This is a genomic window from Vibrio sp. 10N.222.54.A3 (assembly GCF_041474095.1).
GTDB classification, from domain to species: domain Bacteria; phylum Pseudomonadota; class Gammaproteobacteria; order Enterobacterales; family Vibrionaceae; genus Vibrio; species Vibrio crassostreae_C.
This window is the reverse complement of the sequence record NZ_JBFRTN010000093.1, coordinates 44,772-61,377: the sequence shown is the minus strand read 5'-3', so window position 1 is coordinate 61,377 and position 16,606 is coordinate 44,772. Positions and strand designations below refer to the sequence as shown.

Annotated in this window: 13 protein-coding genes; 4 read left to right on the top strand and 9 right to left on the bottom strand. The window is 44.2% G+C overall.

The window, feature by feature from the left end; translation table 11 throughout:
* From AB4507_RS18955 to speA, 3 genes are all read right to left on the bottom strand, one after another.
* A partial coding sequence (locus tag AB4507_RS18955) for a retention module-containing protein (protein ID WP_372183089.1) occupies window positions 1-2,590 on the bottom strand: 2,590 nt, incomplete at its 3' end.
* Between the two features lie 659 nt (window positions 2,591-3,249).
* The gene (gene speB / locus AB4507_RS18950; protein WP_215921695.1) at window positions 3,250-4,179 is read right to left on the bottom strand and encodes an agmatinase; all 930 of its coding nucleotides are present in this window, start codon (window positions 4,177-4,179) and stop codon (window positions 3,250-3,252) included.
* Window positions 4,179-6,086, bottom strand: a complete 1,908-nt coding sequence (speA, locus tag AB4507_RS18945; protein ID WP_102320535.1) for a biosynthetic arginine decarboxylase — start codon at window positions 6,084-6,086, stop codon at window positions 4,179-4,181. The genes speB and speA overlap by 1 nt, the downstream gene beginning before the upstream one ends.
* Window positions 6,087-6,647: 561 nt before the next feature.
* Between speA and AB4507_RS18940 the strand changes: the two genes are divergently transcribed.
* The 4 genes from AB4507_RS18940 to AB4507_RS18925 all read left to right on the top strand — a co-directional run bounded on the left by AB4507_RS18940 (window position 6,648) and on the right by AB4507_RS18925 (window position 12,090).
* Window positions 6,648-8,084, top strand: coding sequence for a coniferyl aldehyde dehydrogenase (locus tag AB4507_RS18940; RefSeq protein ID WP_372183088.1), 1,437 nt, complete (start codon window positions 6,648-6,650; stop codon window positions 8,082-8,084).
* Entirely contained in the window at window positions 8,081-8,668 is a 588-nt protein-coding gene (locus tag AB4507_RS18935; protein ID WP_372183087.1) for a TetR/AcrR family transcriptional regulator, read from the top strand. The genes AB4507_RS18940 and AB4507_RS18935 overlap by 4 nt, the downstream gene beginning before the upstream one ends.
* A gap of 493 nt (window positions 8,669-9,161) precedes the next feature.
* Complete coding sequence (locus AB4507_RS18930; protein ID WP_372183086.1) at window positions 9,162-10,736, top strand: ATP-binding cassette domain-containing protein; 1,575 nt, start codon at window positions 9,162-9,164, stop codon at window positions 10,734-10,736.
* 115 nt (window positions 10,737-10,851) lie between these two features.
* Complete coding sequence (locus AB4507_RS18925; RefSeq protein WP_372183085.1) at window positions 10,852-12,090, top strand: leucine-rich repeat-containing protein kinase family protein; 1,239 nt, start codon at window positions 10,852-10,854, stop codon at window positions 12,088-12,090.
* A 141-nt stretch (window positions 12,091-12,231) separates the two neighbouring features.
* Here the strand turns inward: AB4507_RS18925 and AB4507_RS18920 are convergent, their stop codons facing one another.
* From AB4507_RS18920 to thrS, 6 genes are all read right to left on the bottom strand, one after another.
* Window positions 12,232-12,681 carry a hypothetical protein gene (locus AB4507_RS18920; RefSeq protein WP_054542400.1) on the bottom strand — a complete coding sequence of 150 codons (450 nt, stop codon included), beginning with the start codon at window positions 12,679-12,681 and terminating at the stop codon, window positions 12,232-12,234.
* 66 nt (window positions 12,682-12,747) lie between these two features.
* Window positions 12,748-13,062 (bottom strand): N(4)-acetylcytidine aminohydrolase, encoded by a 315-nt coding sequence (yqfB, locus tag AB4507_RS18915; protein WP_102393424.1) that lies wholly within the window; start codon window positions 13,060-13,062, stop codon window positions 12,748-12,750.
* Window positions 13,063-13,293: 231 nt separating this feature from the next.
* A complete protein-coding gene (gene rplT / locus AB4507_RS18910) occupies window positions 13,294-13,647 on the bottom strand; it encodes a 50S ribosomal protein L20 (RefSeq protein ID WP_004733517.1) in 354 nt (117 codons plus the stop codon).
* A gap of 42 nt (window positions 13,648-13,689) precedes the next feature.
* Window positions 13,690-13,884: a 50S ribosomal protein L35 gene (gene rpmI, locus AB4507_RS18905; RefSeq protein WP_004738430.1), complete on the bottom strand. Its 195-nt coding sequence runs from the start codon at window positions 13,882-13,884 to the stop codon at window positions 13,690-13,692.
* A 104-nt stretch (window positions 13,885-13,988) separates the two neighbouring features.
* The gene (gene infC / locus AB4507_RS18900) at window positions 13,989-14,540 is read right to left on the bottom strand and encodes a translation initiation factor IF-3 (RefSeq protein ID WP_080572739.1); all 552 of its coding nucleotides are present in this window, start codon (window positions 14,538-14,540) and stop codon (window positions 13,989-13,991) included.
* 2 nt (window positions 14,541-14,542) lie between these two features.
* Complete coding sequence (thrS, locus tag AB4507_RS18895; protein ID WP_372183084.1) at window positions 14,543-16,471, bottom strand: threonine--tRNA ligase; 1,929 nt, start codon at window positions 16,469-16,471, stop codon at window positions 14,543-14,545.
* Window positions 16,472-16,606: the final 135 nt, after the last annotated feature.

The following is a 16,606-nucleotide window of genomic DNA, read 5'->3' as shown; positions in this document are numbered from 1 at the left end:
CATGGTCTAACGCTTCAAGCAAAGTAAAGGTATATTCGCCCAAAGCACTTGTAGAGAAAGCAATCGTGAATACAGGAACTTCAGCGTTCAAGCCATCAGTAATAAAGCCTATGTAAGTACCTGGATTAGCCGAATCTTCTTTAATCTCTACCGTAAACCCATTGGACGTCAGAGCACCACCGACATTGAACTCGGCTGGTTCAATACGGAAACTCGCCACATCATCACTGCCTGCAGTAAAGGTAACCGTCTCGGTAGCGCTGACCGCACTTCCGCTTGGAGAAGATCCATCAGCAAGGTTGGTTTCTGAGAGAGTCACAGGCGGGATCAAATCAATGATTGGATCTTGGCCGTCAGTGATACTTAGCTCAAGCGATGAAGTGTCAGTGTCTCCATCACCATCTTCAGCTAAAAACGAGAACTGTTTGACGAGAGTTTCACTGCTTGAGTGGTCGATATCACGAGCGACTTCAAAACTAAAATCGCCATTTAGTGAGATGGTTACAACACCCTCAGTAAAACTGAATGTTTGAACAGCATCTGGCAGCAAGCTCTGATCTAGTGAGTAATCAACACCATCATAGTTAAACGATTGAATTATCGAGCCATCAGCGCCTTCGAAGTTGAACAGATTATACGAAACAATGGTATCGCCCGCTAAAGTCGGTTCCGTGACTGACTCAACTTTATCAACTAGCTCAACAACATCATCTGTGACATTAACGAGAATCTCTGCGGCTTCTGGTGTACTCGAACCGCCAGATAGTGCAGAACGATCTCCATCCGCATCAACGGCATAAATTGGAAATGCAAAAGTTAGCAGCGCATCTTCAGCGCCTTGATGAGAAAGTTCTTCATAAAGATTAAACTCATAGTTCCCCAATGACGGGCTATCGACTTTAACGTCAAAGACCGTAATTCTCGAACCATTGACCTCAACATAACCTTCGTAAGTTCTTACACCGTTGGTTTCATCAACCAACTCGAGTAGCACCGCCTCGCCATTTGAAACTAAGCTGCCACCGGTATTAAATTCTGCCGGTTCAAGTTCATAATGGTCGATGATGTCACTTTCAAAAATATCCGCGGTAATACTGCCGCTGCCAGACACTGCCGCCGTGCCCTCTTGTGAGCCGCCAATGATGCCTGCTTCATCGACACTAATACTGTCAACATTGGTAATGACTGGGCTATTGCCATCAGAGATAACAATGTTGATGTTATTGGTTACAACATCTTGGTCGAAATCGGTAATGGTTATAGGTAAATCGAACGTCAGTGAATCGGTACCCACTTGTTCTATTGGATTAAACTGCTCGAATTTATAAGTACCATCGGTATCTAGCGAGATAGTAAGAACAACCTCACCTCGGCCTTGAATGGACAAAGTGATCGTCGTCCCATCATCAGATAGCCTTGCAAGCGTATTTTGATTATCGCTGAGCAACCCATCAAACTGGTCCAGTGCACCAGCATCAAATACAGCTGATTGAAGATTATCACTACCAATATTGGAGAACGTTCCTTCAATTGCTGCACTGCTAGTTTCTACGTTACTGATATTCACACTTTCAGCAGACGGATCGCCCCCATCAACCACGGCAACTTGCGCATTAATTGGTTTTGCTAATGGGTTTCCGGCGGTGTCTTCACCTTGAATATCAAAAGTGATGTTAATTTGATCGCCTGTATAGGAAACCTGACCGCCACCAACAGACGTTACGTGATCAATTGGTTGAGAAATCGTTGTGGTCAATGAAAGCTCAGCGTTGTTTCCAACACTAACAACATCGATGTCGATGCGTAATACTTCATCGGTGCCTTGAACACCAATGATAGAGTTCGTCGCCGCATCATAAGTAAACGTAACGGGTTGACCACTTGAAGTAATATCACTGTTTAGCTCTGTGAGTAGCGAAGCGAGAGACAGTGCTTCTGGAACAAAAGAATCAGGGGAGAGCGCTAAACTACCAGCAATGATAGTTTCTGTCGTCGTGATAGATTGAGGATAAGTATTATCAGATATCGAGCCTTCAGTAAGAGCTTCACTGATTGATTGGTCGCCTGATGAACGAGTGATCGACCTGAACTCTTCTCTGTCTTCATCAACCGTTTGTTCTGCTAGACCAGCGGTTTCAAAGAATGTCGATGGCTGAGTCTGTGTGTAGTTGTAATCAATAGTGACAAAGCCGGAGTTTGCAGAACCTTGTCCAGCACCAGCGGCCGTTGCCTCTAGGATTTGAGTCGGATCGGCACCACCTAAAATGGCTTCTTGAATTGCAGCAAGGTCGTCTTCGGTGAAGGTTTCTGCGTCCGCTTGCTGTAAGTCAAAATTAACCTCACCGGCTATTGGGGCGTCTACCCATGCAGCATTTTCATCAATACAACCGACACAATTCTCTGCAACTGGAATTGAATCATTCTGCACACCTAATACAAGTTCTGACTTGTTGGCCGTAATCACGATCTCATTTTCACGGATGATATCGCCAATTGAAATTTTTCTTGCGCTGCCGTCTGGCTTAACGACCACAACATGTCCACTAACTGCCTCAACTACAGCAACCTGGCGTGAAACTTCGATATCCATATATCCCCCGTAGTCACAAAACACTGCTCTCGAGCGCTGTGAAAATTATTGGTAATAACAATTTCAGGTTTCACTTGAATACATACTTAGCTCTCATCAATGACAATCCATTGTTACGCCTAACTGGCCTGAAATGAGAAAGTATTTCACCTGTTTTTTTATAGTTTACTTACTCTTAAGACTAGTCTTCCCCATAAAAAATGCCATGTCTGTGCTAAGAGGCGCCTTTTCACAAACCGAGGGATTCTTGTTGGAGTTTGAATAACTTAGTTAAAAGTTAGTATGGTATTGATTTATATGCAAATAAATTCACAATATAATTACACCTCATTATTTATAATATATACAGCAATAAAGTTGATAAATCATTAGCAAACATGGGGTATTGATTGATGCTTTCTATACGTCAACAGTAAAGCAGAAGTAATTACCATTTGTGAGACAATAACCAGAGGATAGGTGGTGGAGTTTGTATCAAAAACAATAAAATAAGTTGCATAAAATGTATATGTCGGAATTTTAACCAACTGATAAACAACAGCTCCCCTCTTCAATTTGGTCACAGGTTGTTTTCTGGAAGTGACAAAAAACGCCCACTAAGTTGAAACTTAGTGGGCTTTAAAATCAGTATGTAGCGTTACGCTTTTAACAATCAAACACTATGATTTAGCGAGGCGATTTGCCGTCCAAACATAAAGCAGCTCAAGTGCGATAGTTGCACCAGCCAGTGCTGTAATCTCGCTTTGGTCATACGCTGGAGAAACTTCTACAACGTCCATACCAACCATGTTGATGCCCTGCAAACCACGGATAATTTTCAGAACTTTATCTGAATTCAAACCGCCGCATACCGGAGTACCTGTACCCGGAGCAAAAGCAGGATCCAGACAATCGATATCAAACGTTAGGTAAACTGGCTTATCACCAACAATGCCTTTCACTTGAGCAATGATCTCGTCCACGCTCATGTCGTTCGCTTGCATCGCGTTAATAACGTTAAAGCCGTGTCCTTCCTGCTTGTACTCTGTACGAATACCAATTTGCACTGAATGTTCAGGCGAAATTAAACCTTCATTTGGCGCATGGTAGAACATAGTACCGTGATCGTAACGACTGCCCTGACTGTAAGTGTCAGTGTGCGCGTCGAAGTGAATCAGAGCCATCTCACCGTACTTCTTGCCGTATGCTCTTAACAAAGGCAGTGTAATGAAGTGATCGCCACCTAAACCTAACAGAGTTTTACCATTGTTTAGAATCGCATCAGCAGCCGCTTCTAAACGCTGAGTTAGGTCTTCTGCATCACCACAATCAAACACAAGATCGCCAGCATCAATCACCGAGGTGTGTTCAAATACATTGAAGTCCCAAGGGAATTTTTTGCCTTCCCACGCCAAGTTTACCGACGCACGACGAATCGCATCTGGTCCCATACGAGCGCCCGGACGACCCGACGTCGCCATATCTAACGGCGCACCTAACACAACCACATCGGCATCGCTATCGATTGGGTTCTGTACCAATGGACGACGCATAAACGTCATGGCGTTGGAATAAAGCGAGTAATCTGGTTTCGTAAATAGATCGTTCATTAAAAATCCTCAAGATAGGTGTAACCCATCAGGCCTTGCTCTAACTCTTCAAGTACGCTTTGCTGCTCTTGTGCTGGTACTTTTGCTGTTACCAGTTCTTTGTAGTTCTGACGAATCAGGTCCATATCGATGTGAACATAACGCATCATGTCTTCAACCGTATCGCCTTCGTTGATATAATCGATATTCGCTTGACCACTTTCATCAACATTCACCACTACGCTGTGAGTATCACCAAATAGGTTATGCATATCACCCAAGATCTCTTGGTATGCACCTACTAAGAAAAAGCCCATCAGGTATGGTTCATCTGGGTTCCATGCAGGAACAGGCAGCGTTGTTTCAATACCTTGGCCATCAACGTACTGATCAATCGTACCGTCAGAATCACATGTGATATCCAGTACAACAGCGCGTCGCTCATCCGCATTATCCAAACCACTTAGAGGTAATACAGGGAATACCTGATCGATACCCCAAGCATCTGGCAACGATTGGAACAACGAGAAGTTAACAAAGAACTTGTCGGCTAAACGCTCGCTCAACTCATCCAAAATAGGACGGTGGTAACGGTTCTTAGTGCTCATACGAGAGCTAAGTTCGTAGTTAATACGCAAAGACATCTGCTCTGCCCAAGCACGGTGCTGAAGATTCAGCATGCCTGTTGCAAATTGGTTGTGCGCTTCTGCGATATCACTCTGCGTGTCGTTATAGATCTCGATCAACGCTCGATCATCATTGCCTGCATCTAACTCCAAGAAGTTCTTCCACATGTTGTTTAGCAACAGTGGTGCGTCTGCTTCTGGCGCCGCCATGTCTTCTGGCGAGTAGCTTTCGGTACCAATCACGTTGGTCACTAGTACTGCATGGTGCGCAGTCAGTGAGCGACCAGACTCCGAAATAATCACAGGTTGTGGCTGATTGTAGAGCTTACAGATATCCCCTACTGTCATCACAATATTGCGAGCGTACTCAAGCAAGCCGTAGTTCATTGAGTTTGAAGATTGACTGCGTGTGCCGTCGTAATCAACCGCCAAACCACCACCAACATCTAAGTACTTCAATTGAGCACCGATATCGCGCAGTTCACAGTAGAAACGAGCTGCTTCGCTCACACCATTTCGTACATCACGAATATTGGCCATTTGTGAGCCAAGATGGAAATGCACTAACTCTAAAACATCGAGTTGGTCTTCTGCTTTCAAGCGTTCAATAACGGTCAATACTTGTGATGCAGACAAACCGAATTTCGACTTCTCGCCACCACTTGCTTGCCATTTACCTGCACCTTGAGATGCAAGACGAATGCGTAAACCTAAACGAGGTTTCACGCCAAGCGCTTTTGCTTCAGAAAGAACAAGATCAAGCTCAGAGAGCTTCTCTAGAACGATAAATACTTTATGACCCAGCTTTTCGCCAATAAGAGCAAGACGGATGTATTCTCTGTCTTTGTAACCGTTACACACGATCACCGAGCTCGCTTTTTGAGCCAGTGCCAATACCGCTAATAGTTCAGGCTTGCTGCCCGCCTCTAAACCAAGCTGCTTCTGCTCTAATTGAGCTTGGCTCGCTAAGATCTCGTCAACCACTTCTTTCTGTTGGTTAACTTTAATCGGGTAAACAAGTAGGTAACGGTTATCGTACTGATATTCGTCGATCGCTTGGTTGAATGCGTTACAGATATTGTGCACACGTTGATGCACGATTTGAGGAAAACGCACAAGAGCAGGCAAACCAATATTTCTCTGCTCTAACTGTTTTACGATCTGACTAAGAGGAACTTGATGATCGGTTTCGCTCGGTGAAACATACACCTCGCCATTATCATCAATTCCATAAAAACCTTGGCTCCAGTGCTTTACATTATACTCAGCACGGATGCGTTCCAAATTAACCGAATTTTCCAATTCTAGAGACCTCACACTATAGGGCCATCGACAGAAGATACCTCATTGGAATAGCGAGGTATAACCCAACAAAAAACGTTCGAAAACGATTTGTTGGCTGCATTAACCGATATTATTAAGAGTGAGTCCAACCATTGATATTTGTGGTTACGATTACGTTTTTTTATCGTCGAACCGACTTAAAGTGACAGGTAAGGTATTACAAGGTTTTAGACCAAAAAACAGGCTGAAGCGCATGAGATTTAAAGCACTTTCTAACAAAAAATCAGGTGAATAAAATACCAAAGACACATAAAATTCTTGGCTAATCAGGTCAAGTTAAGTCAGGGTTTTGACAAATATGACCACTTCCCAATCTGAACTCTCGCTATCACAAACACTACTTGTATCCCACGATTCGAGGCCTATAAACACTTCGTTCTTCCTACTAAAACTCGCTCACTTCAATGTTGTAACCGCTCAATTTTTGAACTTTTCTCACGCATATCTTGTATTCGGTTCGATCTTCTTGTAATTTCAGCTGACCAACCAATCGGTCAGCTTTCGAATTTAGGGGATACTATGAGCCATAATCTAGACCTTGAACCAACCACGTCGAACATCAACGACATGGATAAAATATTCAACCGACAAAAAGATCACTACCGCAGTAATGTTAATCCAACGCTTGAGCAGAGAAAAAAAAACCTCTCGGAATTAAAAGCGTTGCTAATACGCTACCAAGAGCAATTGATTGACGCAGTGTCTGAAGATTATGGTCATCGCGCAAAACACGACAGCTTGATTGCTGATATCACCCCTTCTCTTCACCAAATTAATTACAGTGATAAGAACCTTAAGAAGTGGTTGAAGCCATCACGCCGCAAAGCCGGTTTGATGCTGACGCCAGCAAAGATCACGGTTCATTATCAGCCTGTGGGCGTTGTAGGCATTATCGTTCCTTGGAACTTTCCTATAATGCTCTCTTTAGGTCCTCTCATCACTGCGTTAGCGGCGGGCAACACTGCAATGCTCAAGATGTCCGAGTTTACTCCTGCGACCAACCGAGTTTTAAAAGCCATGCTGGCCGAAGGCTTTAGTGAAGATCAAGTCGCGATTATCGAAGGTGAAGCGGATGTTTCCGCTAAATTTAGCCAGCTCCCGTTTGACCATATTCTATTTACTGGGTCGACCTCTGTGGGTAAGCACGTCATGAGAGCAGCAGCCGACAACTTAACGCCAGTAACTTTGGAGTTAGGCGGAAAGTCTCCGACCATCATTGCGCCTGATTTCGATGTCGCTGACGCGGTTGAACGTATCTTGTTTGCCAAGAGTCTAAACGCAGGTCAAATCTGTGTTGCACCGGATTACATCTTGCTGCCACGAGAGAAAGTCGATGCATTTATCACCGCTTACAAGCGCTACTTCAAGAAGCTTTACAAAGCAGGAATTGAGAGCAAAGACTTAACCTCAGTGGTTAATATGCGCCAGTACAATCGATTAAAAAGTGTAGTTGAAGATGCGAAGTCAAAAGGTGCTGTAATACACACTGTCACCGAGCAGGCACAAGACGACGTGAACCACAGAATGACACCGCACCTTCTCACCGAAGTGAATGATGACATGGTGGCAATGCAAGAAGAGTTGTTTGGCCCTGTGCTTCCTATCGTGCCGTATGATTCAATTGACGAAGCGATAAGCTACATCACATCAAGAGAACGTCCACTTGCGCTGTACCTCATGAGTCACGACAAGAAAACCCAAGACCGATTCCTATCAGACACTCATTCAGGCGGCGTTTGTATCAATGACTCTTTGGTGCATGTAGCAGCAGAAGACGCACCGTTTGGTGGTATTGGCCCTTCAGGCATGGGACACTACCACGGTATTGAAGGCTTCAAGACCTTTAGCCATGCAAAAACCGTGTTGACTCGAGGCAAGATCAACTTCACTAAGTTGATGCACCCTCCATACAACAACCCAATCAAGAAAATGATGTTCAAAGTACTGAATCGATGATTACAAAAAGGCAAAAAATCCTAGATGCTGCGCTCCTACTCTTTTCCCAACAAGGATTAGAGGGCACATCTACTGGGCAAATAGCGAAGACCGCCGGTGTAGCGAAAGCGACACTGTTTCATCACTTCGAGAACAAATCTCTATTGATTGATGAACTGTTTCGCGAGCTGAAATTGGAGCTATTCTCTACCCTTCAACAACACACTGATATTGCTGAGCAGGATCTCTATCAAGCCTTTAAGTTCATGTGGATCACTGGGATTGAATGGGCACTAGAAAATCCGGTTGCGATGAAGTTCTTCACCAATGTTCATTTCGACCCAACGACCCAAACTCGTGAAGTCATTGTTTCGCAAATGTTTGCGTCACTCGATGACATCATTTTGAAAGGACAGCAAGCCGAAGAGTTGATGGTGTTAGACATTAATCTCGTGAGACACTTCATCCATAGCCACTTTTTGATCTGTGCGAACTGGCTTATTGATCAACAAGAGCCGCAGCCAGAGCAGTCAGAAAAGTACATCAACGACAGTTTTGATATGTGCTGGCGTGCTATTGGTGGTCAAGCTCAGTCGTCCTATTAGCTAGATTATCTGCGAGCTGTAAGCTAAATACCCTGCCATTTAGCAGTGTCAGGTTTCATCGAATCAATAAAAGCGTGTCATCGGCGCTTTTATTATTTGGGTACATTTTAATCACTTCACCCTGTTGACTTTCTAAGCCCGTATTCAGTACCATTCCACCATCATTTCAAAAGAGAATAACGCCATAATGAAGTACTAACATCCTGACATCCGATTTATTTTTTAAAAATCATTTGGACACTCGGGGTTAGTGGGCGTTACTTCGTCATCTATTTTCGCGACAAATTAAGCTCTTAAAGATCCGCCTGTTTACGGCCTATATCTTCCAGAGCACACCTAAAAGACAGAAACTATCTCTATACCGCTTTCTCTCTTTCATTGGTCATCTACCTAAGTAACGCCTATGGCGACCTGTTGTTAGCATCCAGTTGGATCTTGCACAGAAAAGCGCCTCGCCCCTTTTACTCGTTTATACGTAAAGGGAGGTATTTTTATGCCTACTATTTTAGCCAATAATCTCTCATTCCAACTAGATACTGGTGAATGGCTATTTCAAGACGTCACCTTCAATTTGAACTCAAGACTGACTGGCTTAGTTGGAAGAAACGGAGCCGGAAAATCGTTGCTACTTTCATTACTCACTGGGCAAGTGCAGCCGACATCTGGGAGTGTATCTAGACAAGGCTCGATTGGTTTCTACTCACAACTGCCTTCAGAACTTTTGGATAGCACGATCAGCATTTCTGATTTCTTAGGTATCACGAATCAACTCAATGCCTTGCGAGCTATCGAACAAGGCAGCTGCGAGCATCAACATTTTGACATCGTTGGTGACGATTGGGATTTGCAAGACAACATTCAGAGGCTATTGACCAATCTGAAAATAACCAGCGAGTTGACCACGCCATGCAACACACTAAGCGGTGGGCAGCTTGCCCTTTTACAGCTTCATCAACTGTTTACGTCAGACCACAACATACTGATTCTCGATGAGCCGTCGAATCATTTAGACAGTGACGGGCGCAGCTGGTTAATAGAACAGTGCCAACAATTTGAAGGCAAAATACTGATGGTTAGCCATGACCGAAGCCTGTTGAGGCACATGGAAGGTATCTACCATCTCAACAGTTTGGGGTTACGTTTCTATAAAGGAAACTACGATGACTACTTCAAACAAATGTCGAATCAGGCCGATGCACTAGATAAACAGATTGCTCATCACCAGTCCGAAAAGAAACGTCTGGATCGCCAAGCTCAAGCCAATAGAGAAAAAACACAACAGCGAGAGGCGCAAGGAAACCGATTGCGAAAATCAGGCAGTCAGCCCAAGATCTTACTGGATGCAATGAAAGACAAAGCCGGACGAACACAAGCAGCATCAGCCACTAGCCAAAATAACTTAAAGGAGCAAAATCAAGATAAGCTTCAATCTCTAAAAGAACAAAAAGAGCAACTGAAACCGCAGGCCTTGTATCTACAACAGAGTAATAGCAAGAAAAAGAACGCGCTATTAACTGTTGAAGATTGCCGACTTGAATATGGGTCTGGTACTGCTATCAATTTTTCTCTGTCACAAGGTGAACGCTGTTATCTAAGCGGCGCAAACGGCTGTGGTAAGTCGACACTGTTGAAAGCGATTCACGGTCAACACGCCAATTATAAAGGCTCGATTAAGCGCTTGGGGGCGACCGTCTATTTGGATCAACACTTTGGCCTGTTAGACACCAACGATACGATGTTCGATAATTTAATAACGCATAGTTTTGGATTAACAGAGAGCGACGCGCGAATCCTGCTAGCGGGAATTGGATTCAGGCGAAACTCGGTATATCGAAAAGTCGCTCACCTCAGTGGTGGAGAGAAAATGAAGCTAGCGATGTTGATTATCAGTCATAAGCAAGACTCCCCATTACTGCTGCTTGATGAGCCAGACAATCATTTAGATATCGACTCAAAGCAGATATTGGCGTCAGCTTTGCGTGAATACCAAGGAGCTTTTATCTTAGTCAGTCATGACTTGGATTTTGTTGAGGAGGTCGGCGTTAGCCAAAATCGTATTCAGCTTTAACCTTGATATCAACAACCACTGAGTTTAGATAGGCGAGTATTGTTGCGGATACTCGCCTTTCTCGGTTGAGACAAGTAAACTACGCGCCTCGAACATCTATTCATAAGGCTAAGGTTTGCATACTCTAGAACAACTAAAATCAGGGCAACTTAAAGGGATTAAGCACTTACAACTGTCAGCAGATCTCACCGAATTTCCATTAGAGATCTTAGAGCTTGCCGATTCTCTAGAGGTTCTAGACCTTTATGGAAACCAACTATCAAGCTTACCAGACGAGTTTTCACAGCTTACGAACCTGCGTATCATCTTCGCTTCAAATAACCTGTTTACGCACCTGCCTGATGTTCTGGGGTCACTTCCTAAGCTTGAAATGGTTGGCTTCAAAACCAACCAAATCAAAACCGTTAGCGAGCAGTCTCTGCCGACTCAACTACGTTGGTTGATCCTGACCGACAATGAGATTGAGGCTCTGCCTAGCTCACTAGGTGAAAGACCACGACTACAGAAACTGGCATTGGCGGGTAACAAGATTCGCGTGTTACCTGAAAGCATGGAAAACCTATCCAACCTTGAACTGGTTCGCCTGTCTGCAAACCAACTGACTGAGTTCCCTGAATTCCTTATTAAGCTACCAAAACTGGCTTGGTTAGCATTTGCGGGTAACCCGTTTTGCAAACACCCTAGCAGCTTAGATAGCGTGCCTGCTGTAAGCTCGCAATGCTACTCACTGAATCAAGTACTTGGTCAGGGGGCATCTGGCGTAATTTCACATGCTAACTGGTTGAACGGCGATTTTGATTTCCCACAGGAAGTCGCTGTAAAAGTATTTAAAGGTGAAGTAACAAGCGACGGCTACCCACACGATGAGCTCGAAGCTTGTTTGCAGGCTGGTCACCATAGCAACCTAGTGAAGTCGATAGCTCAAGTCGATGAACCAGACTATCTCGCATTAGTGATGGAGCTTATCCCAAGCAACTATTACAACCTAGGCTTACCCCCTACTCTTGAAAGCTGTACTCGCGATACGTTCAATGAAGGCTTTGAGCTTTCAATTACTCAGATTAATAGCATTACCGAACAGATGGTTGATGTGTTTGAACACCTTCATGCCAACAAAGTCTGTCATGGTGATCTATACGCTCACAACACTTTAGTGAACGAAAAAGGTCAGATGATCTTTGGCGACTTTGGAGCGGCAACTATCTACGGCTACCTAACTGGAGAGCAGCAACAAGGCATTCGTCGTATCGAAGCTCGCGCATTAAAGTACTTTATTGAAGACCTACTGACGATTTGTGCAAAGCAAGATCAAGACAGCGAGCTTTATAGTCAACTAGCGAACTTCAAAGCTTAATGGCTTAACTGAATAGCTTAATAGCGCGTTGATTAGAAGTACTCGGTCGAATTGAAAACAACAAAGCCAACATCACTGTTGGCTTTGTTGTTCTTGGAATATCACTAATTTTAATGGACAAGCAAGGTTGGCTAAAAGGGATTAACGCTCAGCCTGCACCAATTTCAAATAAGAGTGCAGCTCACCATTTTTATATTCCACTGCAGAGTGAATATTAAGATCAGCACGAGCCACAACAGTAAACTGGTAGCGGTTCTCACCCTTCAGAATCTCGACGTGTAACAAACCATCTTTTAGTTGCCACTGCCCTGTGGTTTCAAATCGGTCGAACAAACGATATTCAATCAAAGAACCGTCAGCATTGAAGTGCACTTCAGTGATGTAACCACCGGGACAGCTCTTCACCCAAACTCGATTATCGATATCACTGACAATGAAGTCACGCTTTGTATCACGCCACGCTAGAAAGCCTTCGCTATCATAAAGAGCAATGTCGAGATCAGTTCTAGAGATTAACGGCTGCTCAGTCTGTTCACGACAATAAAGTTGAAGTTGAATTTTCTGAACTGTTTCGTTCTGTAACTCACTCATTGTGACTCCCCTCTCATTGCTCTGTGTTAGACGCGGTATTGATCAACCAATTCTATTTAAAGCGGGCTACACAAGCTCGTAAGAAACCACATACAGCTGAGAAATACCTGGGTAGATGTCTTGAATCACGTCTTTCAGTACTTGCAGTGTCATGTTCTCTTGCTGAGCATGGAACTCACCTAAGTCATCAAACAAAATGGGCTCAACGCTGATGATCTTAAGGTTACAGAACACACGTCCTTGCTCTAGCGTTGATACTTCCACAACACTGCCTGGCAGGTAGTCGCGCTCAGATTCATCGCGAATAGTAATCGTCTTCTTGCCAGAAAGGATGTCAGTTTCAAAACGTTCGAAGAACGTCATAGTAGTCGGTGCGGTCATTTATTTCGGTCGCTTAACATTTAAAGGTTAGGTAAATGTTTATATACTAGAATGCGTGTTCAAGCGAATAAAAATTAGGTGCGGGATGCGAGATGCGAGATGCGAGATGCGAGATGCGAGATGCGAGATGCGAGATGCGAGATGCGAGAGAGTATGGCAAAGCCAAATTACAGGCAATAAAAAAGGAGAACCGAAGTTCTCCTTTTCTTAAACCTTTAAGCTAACTCTAAATTATAGAGATGCTTTCGCTTTTTCAACTAGAACAGCAAATGCTGCTTTGTCGAATACTGCGATGTCAGCAAGAATCTTACGGTCGATCTCGATAGATGCTTTCTTTAGGCCATTGATGAAACGGCTGTAAGATAGACCATTTTGACGAGATGCCGCGTTGATACGTGCAATCCAAAGTTGACGGAATTGACGTTTCTTGTTGCGACGGTCACGGTAAGCGTATTGACCAGCTTTGGTAACTGCTTGGAAAGCTACGCGGTAAACACGTGAACGTGCTCCGTAGTAACCTTTAGCTTGTTTTAGAACTTTCTTATGACGTGCACGAGCTTGTACACCACGTTTTACGCGAGGCATTATGCTTCTCCTAAACTAAACGAATTTATAAACTAAAAAGAATTAAGCGTATGGCATCATACGTAGAACTTGAGCAACTTCACATTTAGGAAGGATCGAGTTCGGACGTAGCTGACGCTTGTTCTTAGTAGTACGCTTAGTCAGGATGTGACGTTTACCAGCGTGCTTAAACTTAATACCACCAGCAGTTTTCTGGAAACGCTTAGCAGCACCTTTGTTGGTTTTCATCTTAGGCATGATGAATAACTCCGCATTGTTGAGTTGTTAATAACATAGTAATTAGGGCGAATAAAACCCCGCAACCTGAGGCTGCAGGGTTTAATTACTTGCAAAGCCGTTAATTACTTCTTTTTAGGGGCCAACACCATGATCATCTGGCGACCTTCAATTCTCGTTGGGAAAGATTCGACAACTGCAAATTCTTCAGTATCTACTTTCAAACGATTAAGAACGTCAACACCGATTTCTTGGTGAGCCATTTCGCGGCCACGGAAGCGAATTGTTACCTTCACTTTGTTGCCGTCTTCTAGGAAACCAGTCAGGTTGCGTAGTTTTACCTGATAGTCTCCAATATCAGTTCCAGGTCGGAATTTAATTTCCTTGATCTGAACCTGCTTTTGCTTCTTCTTCTGCTCTTTCGCAGCTTTGCTCTTCTCGAAGAGGAACTTACCGTAGTCCATCACACGACAAACTGGCGGCTCGGCGTTAGGGCTGATCTCTACAAGATCCATACCAGCTTCATTTGCAGCTTCCATCGCTTCAGCGATTGATACTACACCAACAGCTTCGCCGTCTGCGCCAGTTAGACGCACTTCACGAACGCCACGAATGTCACCGTTTAAACGGTGCTGGTTTTGTTTGGCCGGTTGTTGGCCACGTCTTCCGCCTTTAATAGCTATTCCTCCAGATTGAGCTTACGGCTTGAAACCTCGGCTTGGATGTATGAAATAAAGTCATCCACTTTAAATTTGCCAAGGTCCTTACCTTTACGTGTACGTACTGCAATTTCGCCGGCTTCCATTTCTTGGTCACCACACACAAGCATGAACGGTACACGTTTCAAAGTATGTTCGCGGATTTTAAAGCCAATCTTCTCATTTCTCAAGTCTGCTTTGACTCTAAATCCACTTTTTTGCAGTTTTTTCGTAATTTCTTGTACATATTCAGACTGTTTGTCTGTAATGCCCATTACAACTGCTTGTTCTGGCGCCAACCACGTTGGGAAGAAGCCAGCGTATTCTTCAATAAGAATACCAATGAAGCGTTCTAGTGAACCTAAAATCGCGCGGTGGATCATAACTGGCGTGTGACGCTCGTTATCTTCACCTACGTAAGTAGCACCTAAACGTTCTGGTAATGCAAAATCGAGCTGCACTGTACCACATTGCCAAGCGCGGTCCAAACAATCATGCAAAGTAAATTCAATCTTAGGTCCGTAGAACGCACCCTCGCCTTCTTGAATCTCGTATGCAATGTCCATTGCCTCTAGCGCTTGCTTAAGGTCAGCCTCTGCACGGTCCCACATTTCGTCTGAACCTACACGCTGTTCTGGACGAGTAGATAGCTTAACAACGATGCTTTCGAAGCCGAAAGTTGTGTAAGTATCGTAAACCATTTCAATACAAGCTTTAACTTCTTGTTGAACTTGGTCTTCAGTACAGAATACGTGAGCATCATCTTGAGTGAAGCCACGAACACGCATAATGCCGTGAAGTGCTCCAGACGGCTCGTTACGGTGACATGAGCCGAACTCAGCCATACGTAGCGGTAGATCACGGTAAGATTTCAAACCTTGGTTGAAGATTTGAACGTGACCAGGACAGTTCATTGGCTTGATAGCGTATTCACGGTTCTCTGAAGAAGTAGTGAACATCGCTTCAGCGTACTTATCCCAGTGACCAGAGCGTTCCCAAAGAACACGGTCCATCATTAATGGGCCTTTAACTTCTTGGTAATCGTACTCAGTCAGTTTTTGACGAATAAATACTTCTAGCTCACGGAAGATAGTCCAACCGTTGTGGTGCCAGAACACCATGCCTGGTGCTTCTTGCTGCATGTGGAATAGGTCAAGCGCTTTACCGATTTTACGGTGGTCACGTTTAGCCGCTTCTTCTAGGCGCACAAGGTGAGCTTTAAGTGCCTTCTTGTCGTGGAATGCAGTGCCGTAGATACGTTGAAGCATCTTGTTGTCACTGTTACCACGCCAGTATGCACCCGCTACGTTAAGTAGAGTGAAGTGCTGGCAGAAGCTCATGTTAGGCACGTGTGGACCACGACACATATCGATGTATTCTTCGTGATGGTACAGGCCTGGACGATCGTCTTTAGAAACGTTCTCGTCCAAGATTTCAATCTTGTAAGTCTCGCCGCGAGCTTCGAATGCGTCGCGCGCTTCCTGCCAGCTAACTTTCTTCTTAACAACCTGGTATTTGGTCTTCGCTAGCTCTTTCATGCGCTTTTCGATCTTTTCTAGATCGTCTTGCGTTAGAGAGTGCTCAAGATCGATATCGTAGTAGAAACCGTTATCGATAGTAGGACCGATCGCCATTTTCGCTTCTGGAAAAAGCTGCTTAACCGCGTGGCCTAAAAGGTGAGCACAAGAGTGACGAACGATTTCAAGGCCATCAACTTCATCTTTAGCTGTGATGATTTGTAGGCTTGCATCGTTTTCGATAAGATCACAAGCATCAACACGCTCGCCGTCTACACGACCAGCAATGGTAGCTTTCGCAAGACCAGGACCGATTGATAGGGCAACATCTAGAGTTGATACAGGGTTGTCAAATTGACGCTGACTACCGTCAGGAAGAGTAATAATTGGCATTATTTGTCCTTTACAGTGGTGTTGCACACCAAGCAACACATGAAAATGTTTAATATATGTCTTTCAATCAACGAGTACGCTGATTGGGGATATATGCATAATAAATATACCCACATAGAAGCAAATACAGATGCC

Excerpts from the sequence above, each read along its gene's own strand:
- rplT (WP_004733517.1), bottom strand. The coding sequence starts at position 13,647 with ATGCCTCGCGTAAAACGTGGTGTACAAGCTCGTGCACGTCATAAGAAA.
- AB4507_RS18935 (WP_372183087.1), top strand. The coding sequence starts at position 8,081 with ATGATTACAAAAAGGCAAAAAATCCTAGATGCTGCGCTCCTACTCTTT.
- AB4507_RS18920 (WP_054542400.1), bottom strand. The coding sequence starts at position 12,681 with ATGAGTGAGTTACAGAACGAAACAGTTCAGAAAATTCAACTTCAACTT.
- AB4507_RS18940 (WP_372183088.1), top strand. The coding sequence starts at position 6,648 with ATGAGCCATAATCTAGACCTTGAACCAACCACGTCGAACATCAACGAC.
- thrS (WP_372183084.1), bottom strand. The coding sequence starts at position 16,471 with ATGCCAATTATTACTCTTCCTGACGGTAGTCAGCGTCAATTTGACAAC.
- AB4507_RS18930 (WP_372183086.1), top strand. The coding sequence starts at position 9,162 with ATGCCTACTATTTTAGCCAATAATCTCTCATTCCAACTAGATACTGGT.
- yqfB (WP_102393424.1), bottom strand. The coding sequence starts at position 13,062 with ATGACCGCACCGACTACTATGACGTTCTTCGAACGTTTTGAAACTGAC.
- rpmI (WP_004738430.1), bottom strand. The coding sequence starts at position 13,884 with ATGCCTAAGATGAAAACCAACAAAGGTGCTGCTAAGCGTTTCCAGAAA.
- speB (WP_215921695.1), bottom strand. The coding sequence starts at position 4,179 with ATGAACGATCTATTTACGAAACCAGATTACTCGCTTTATTCCAACGCC.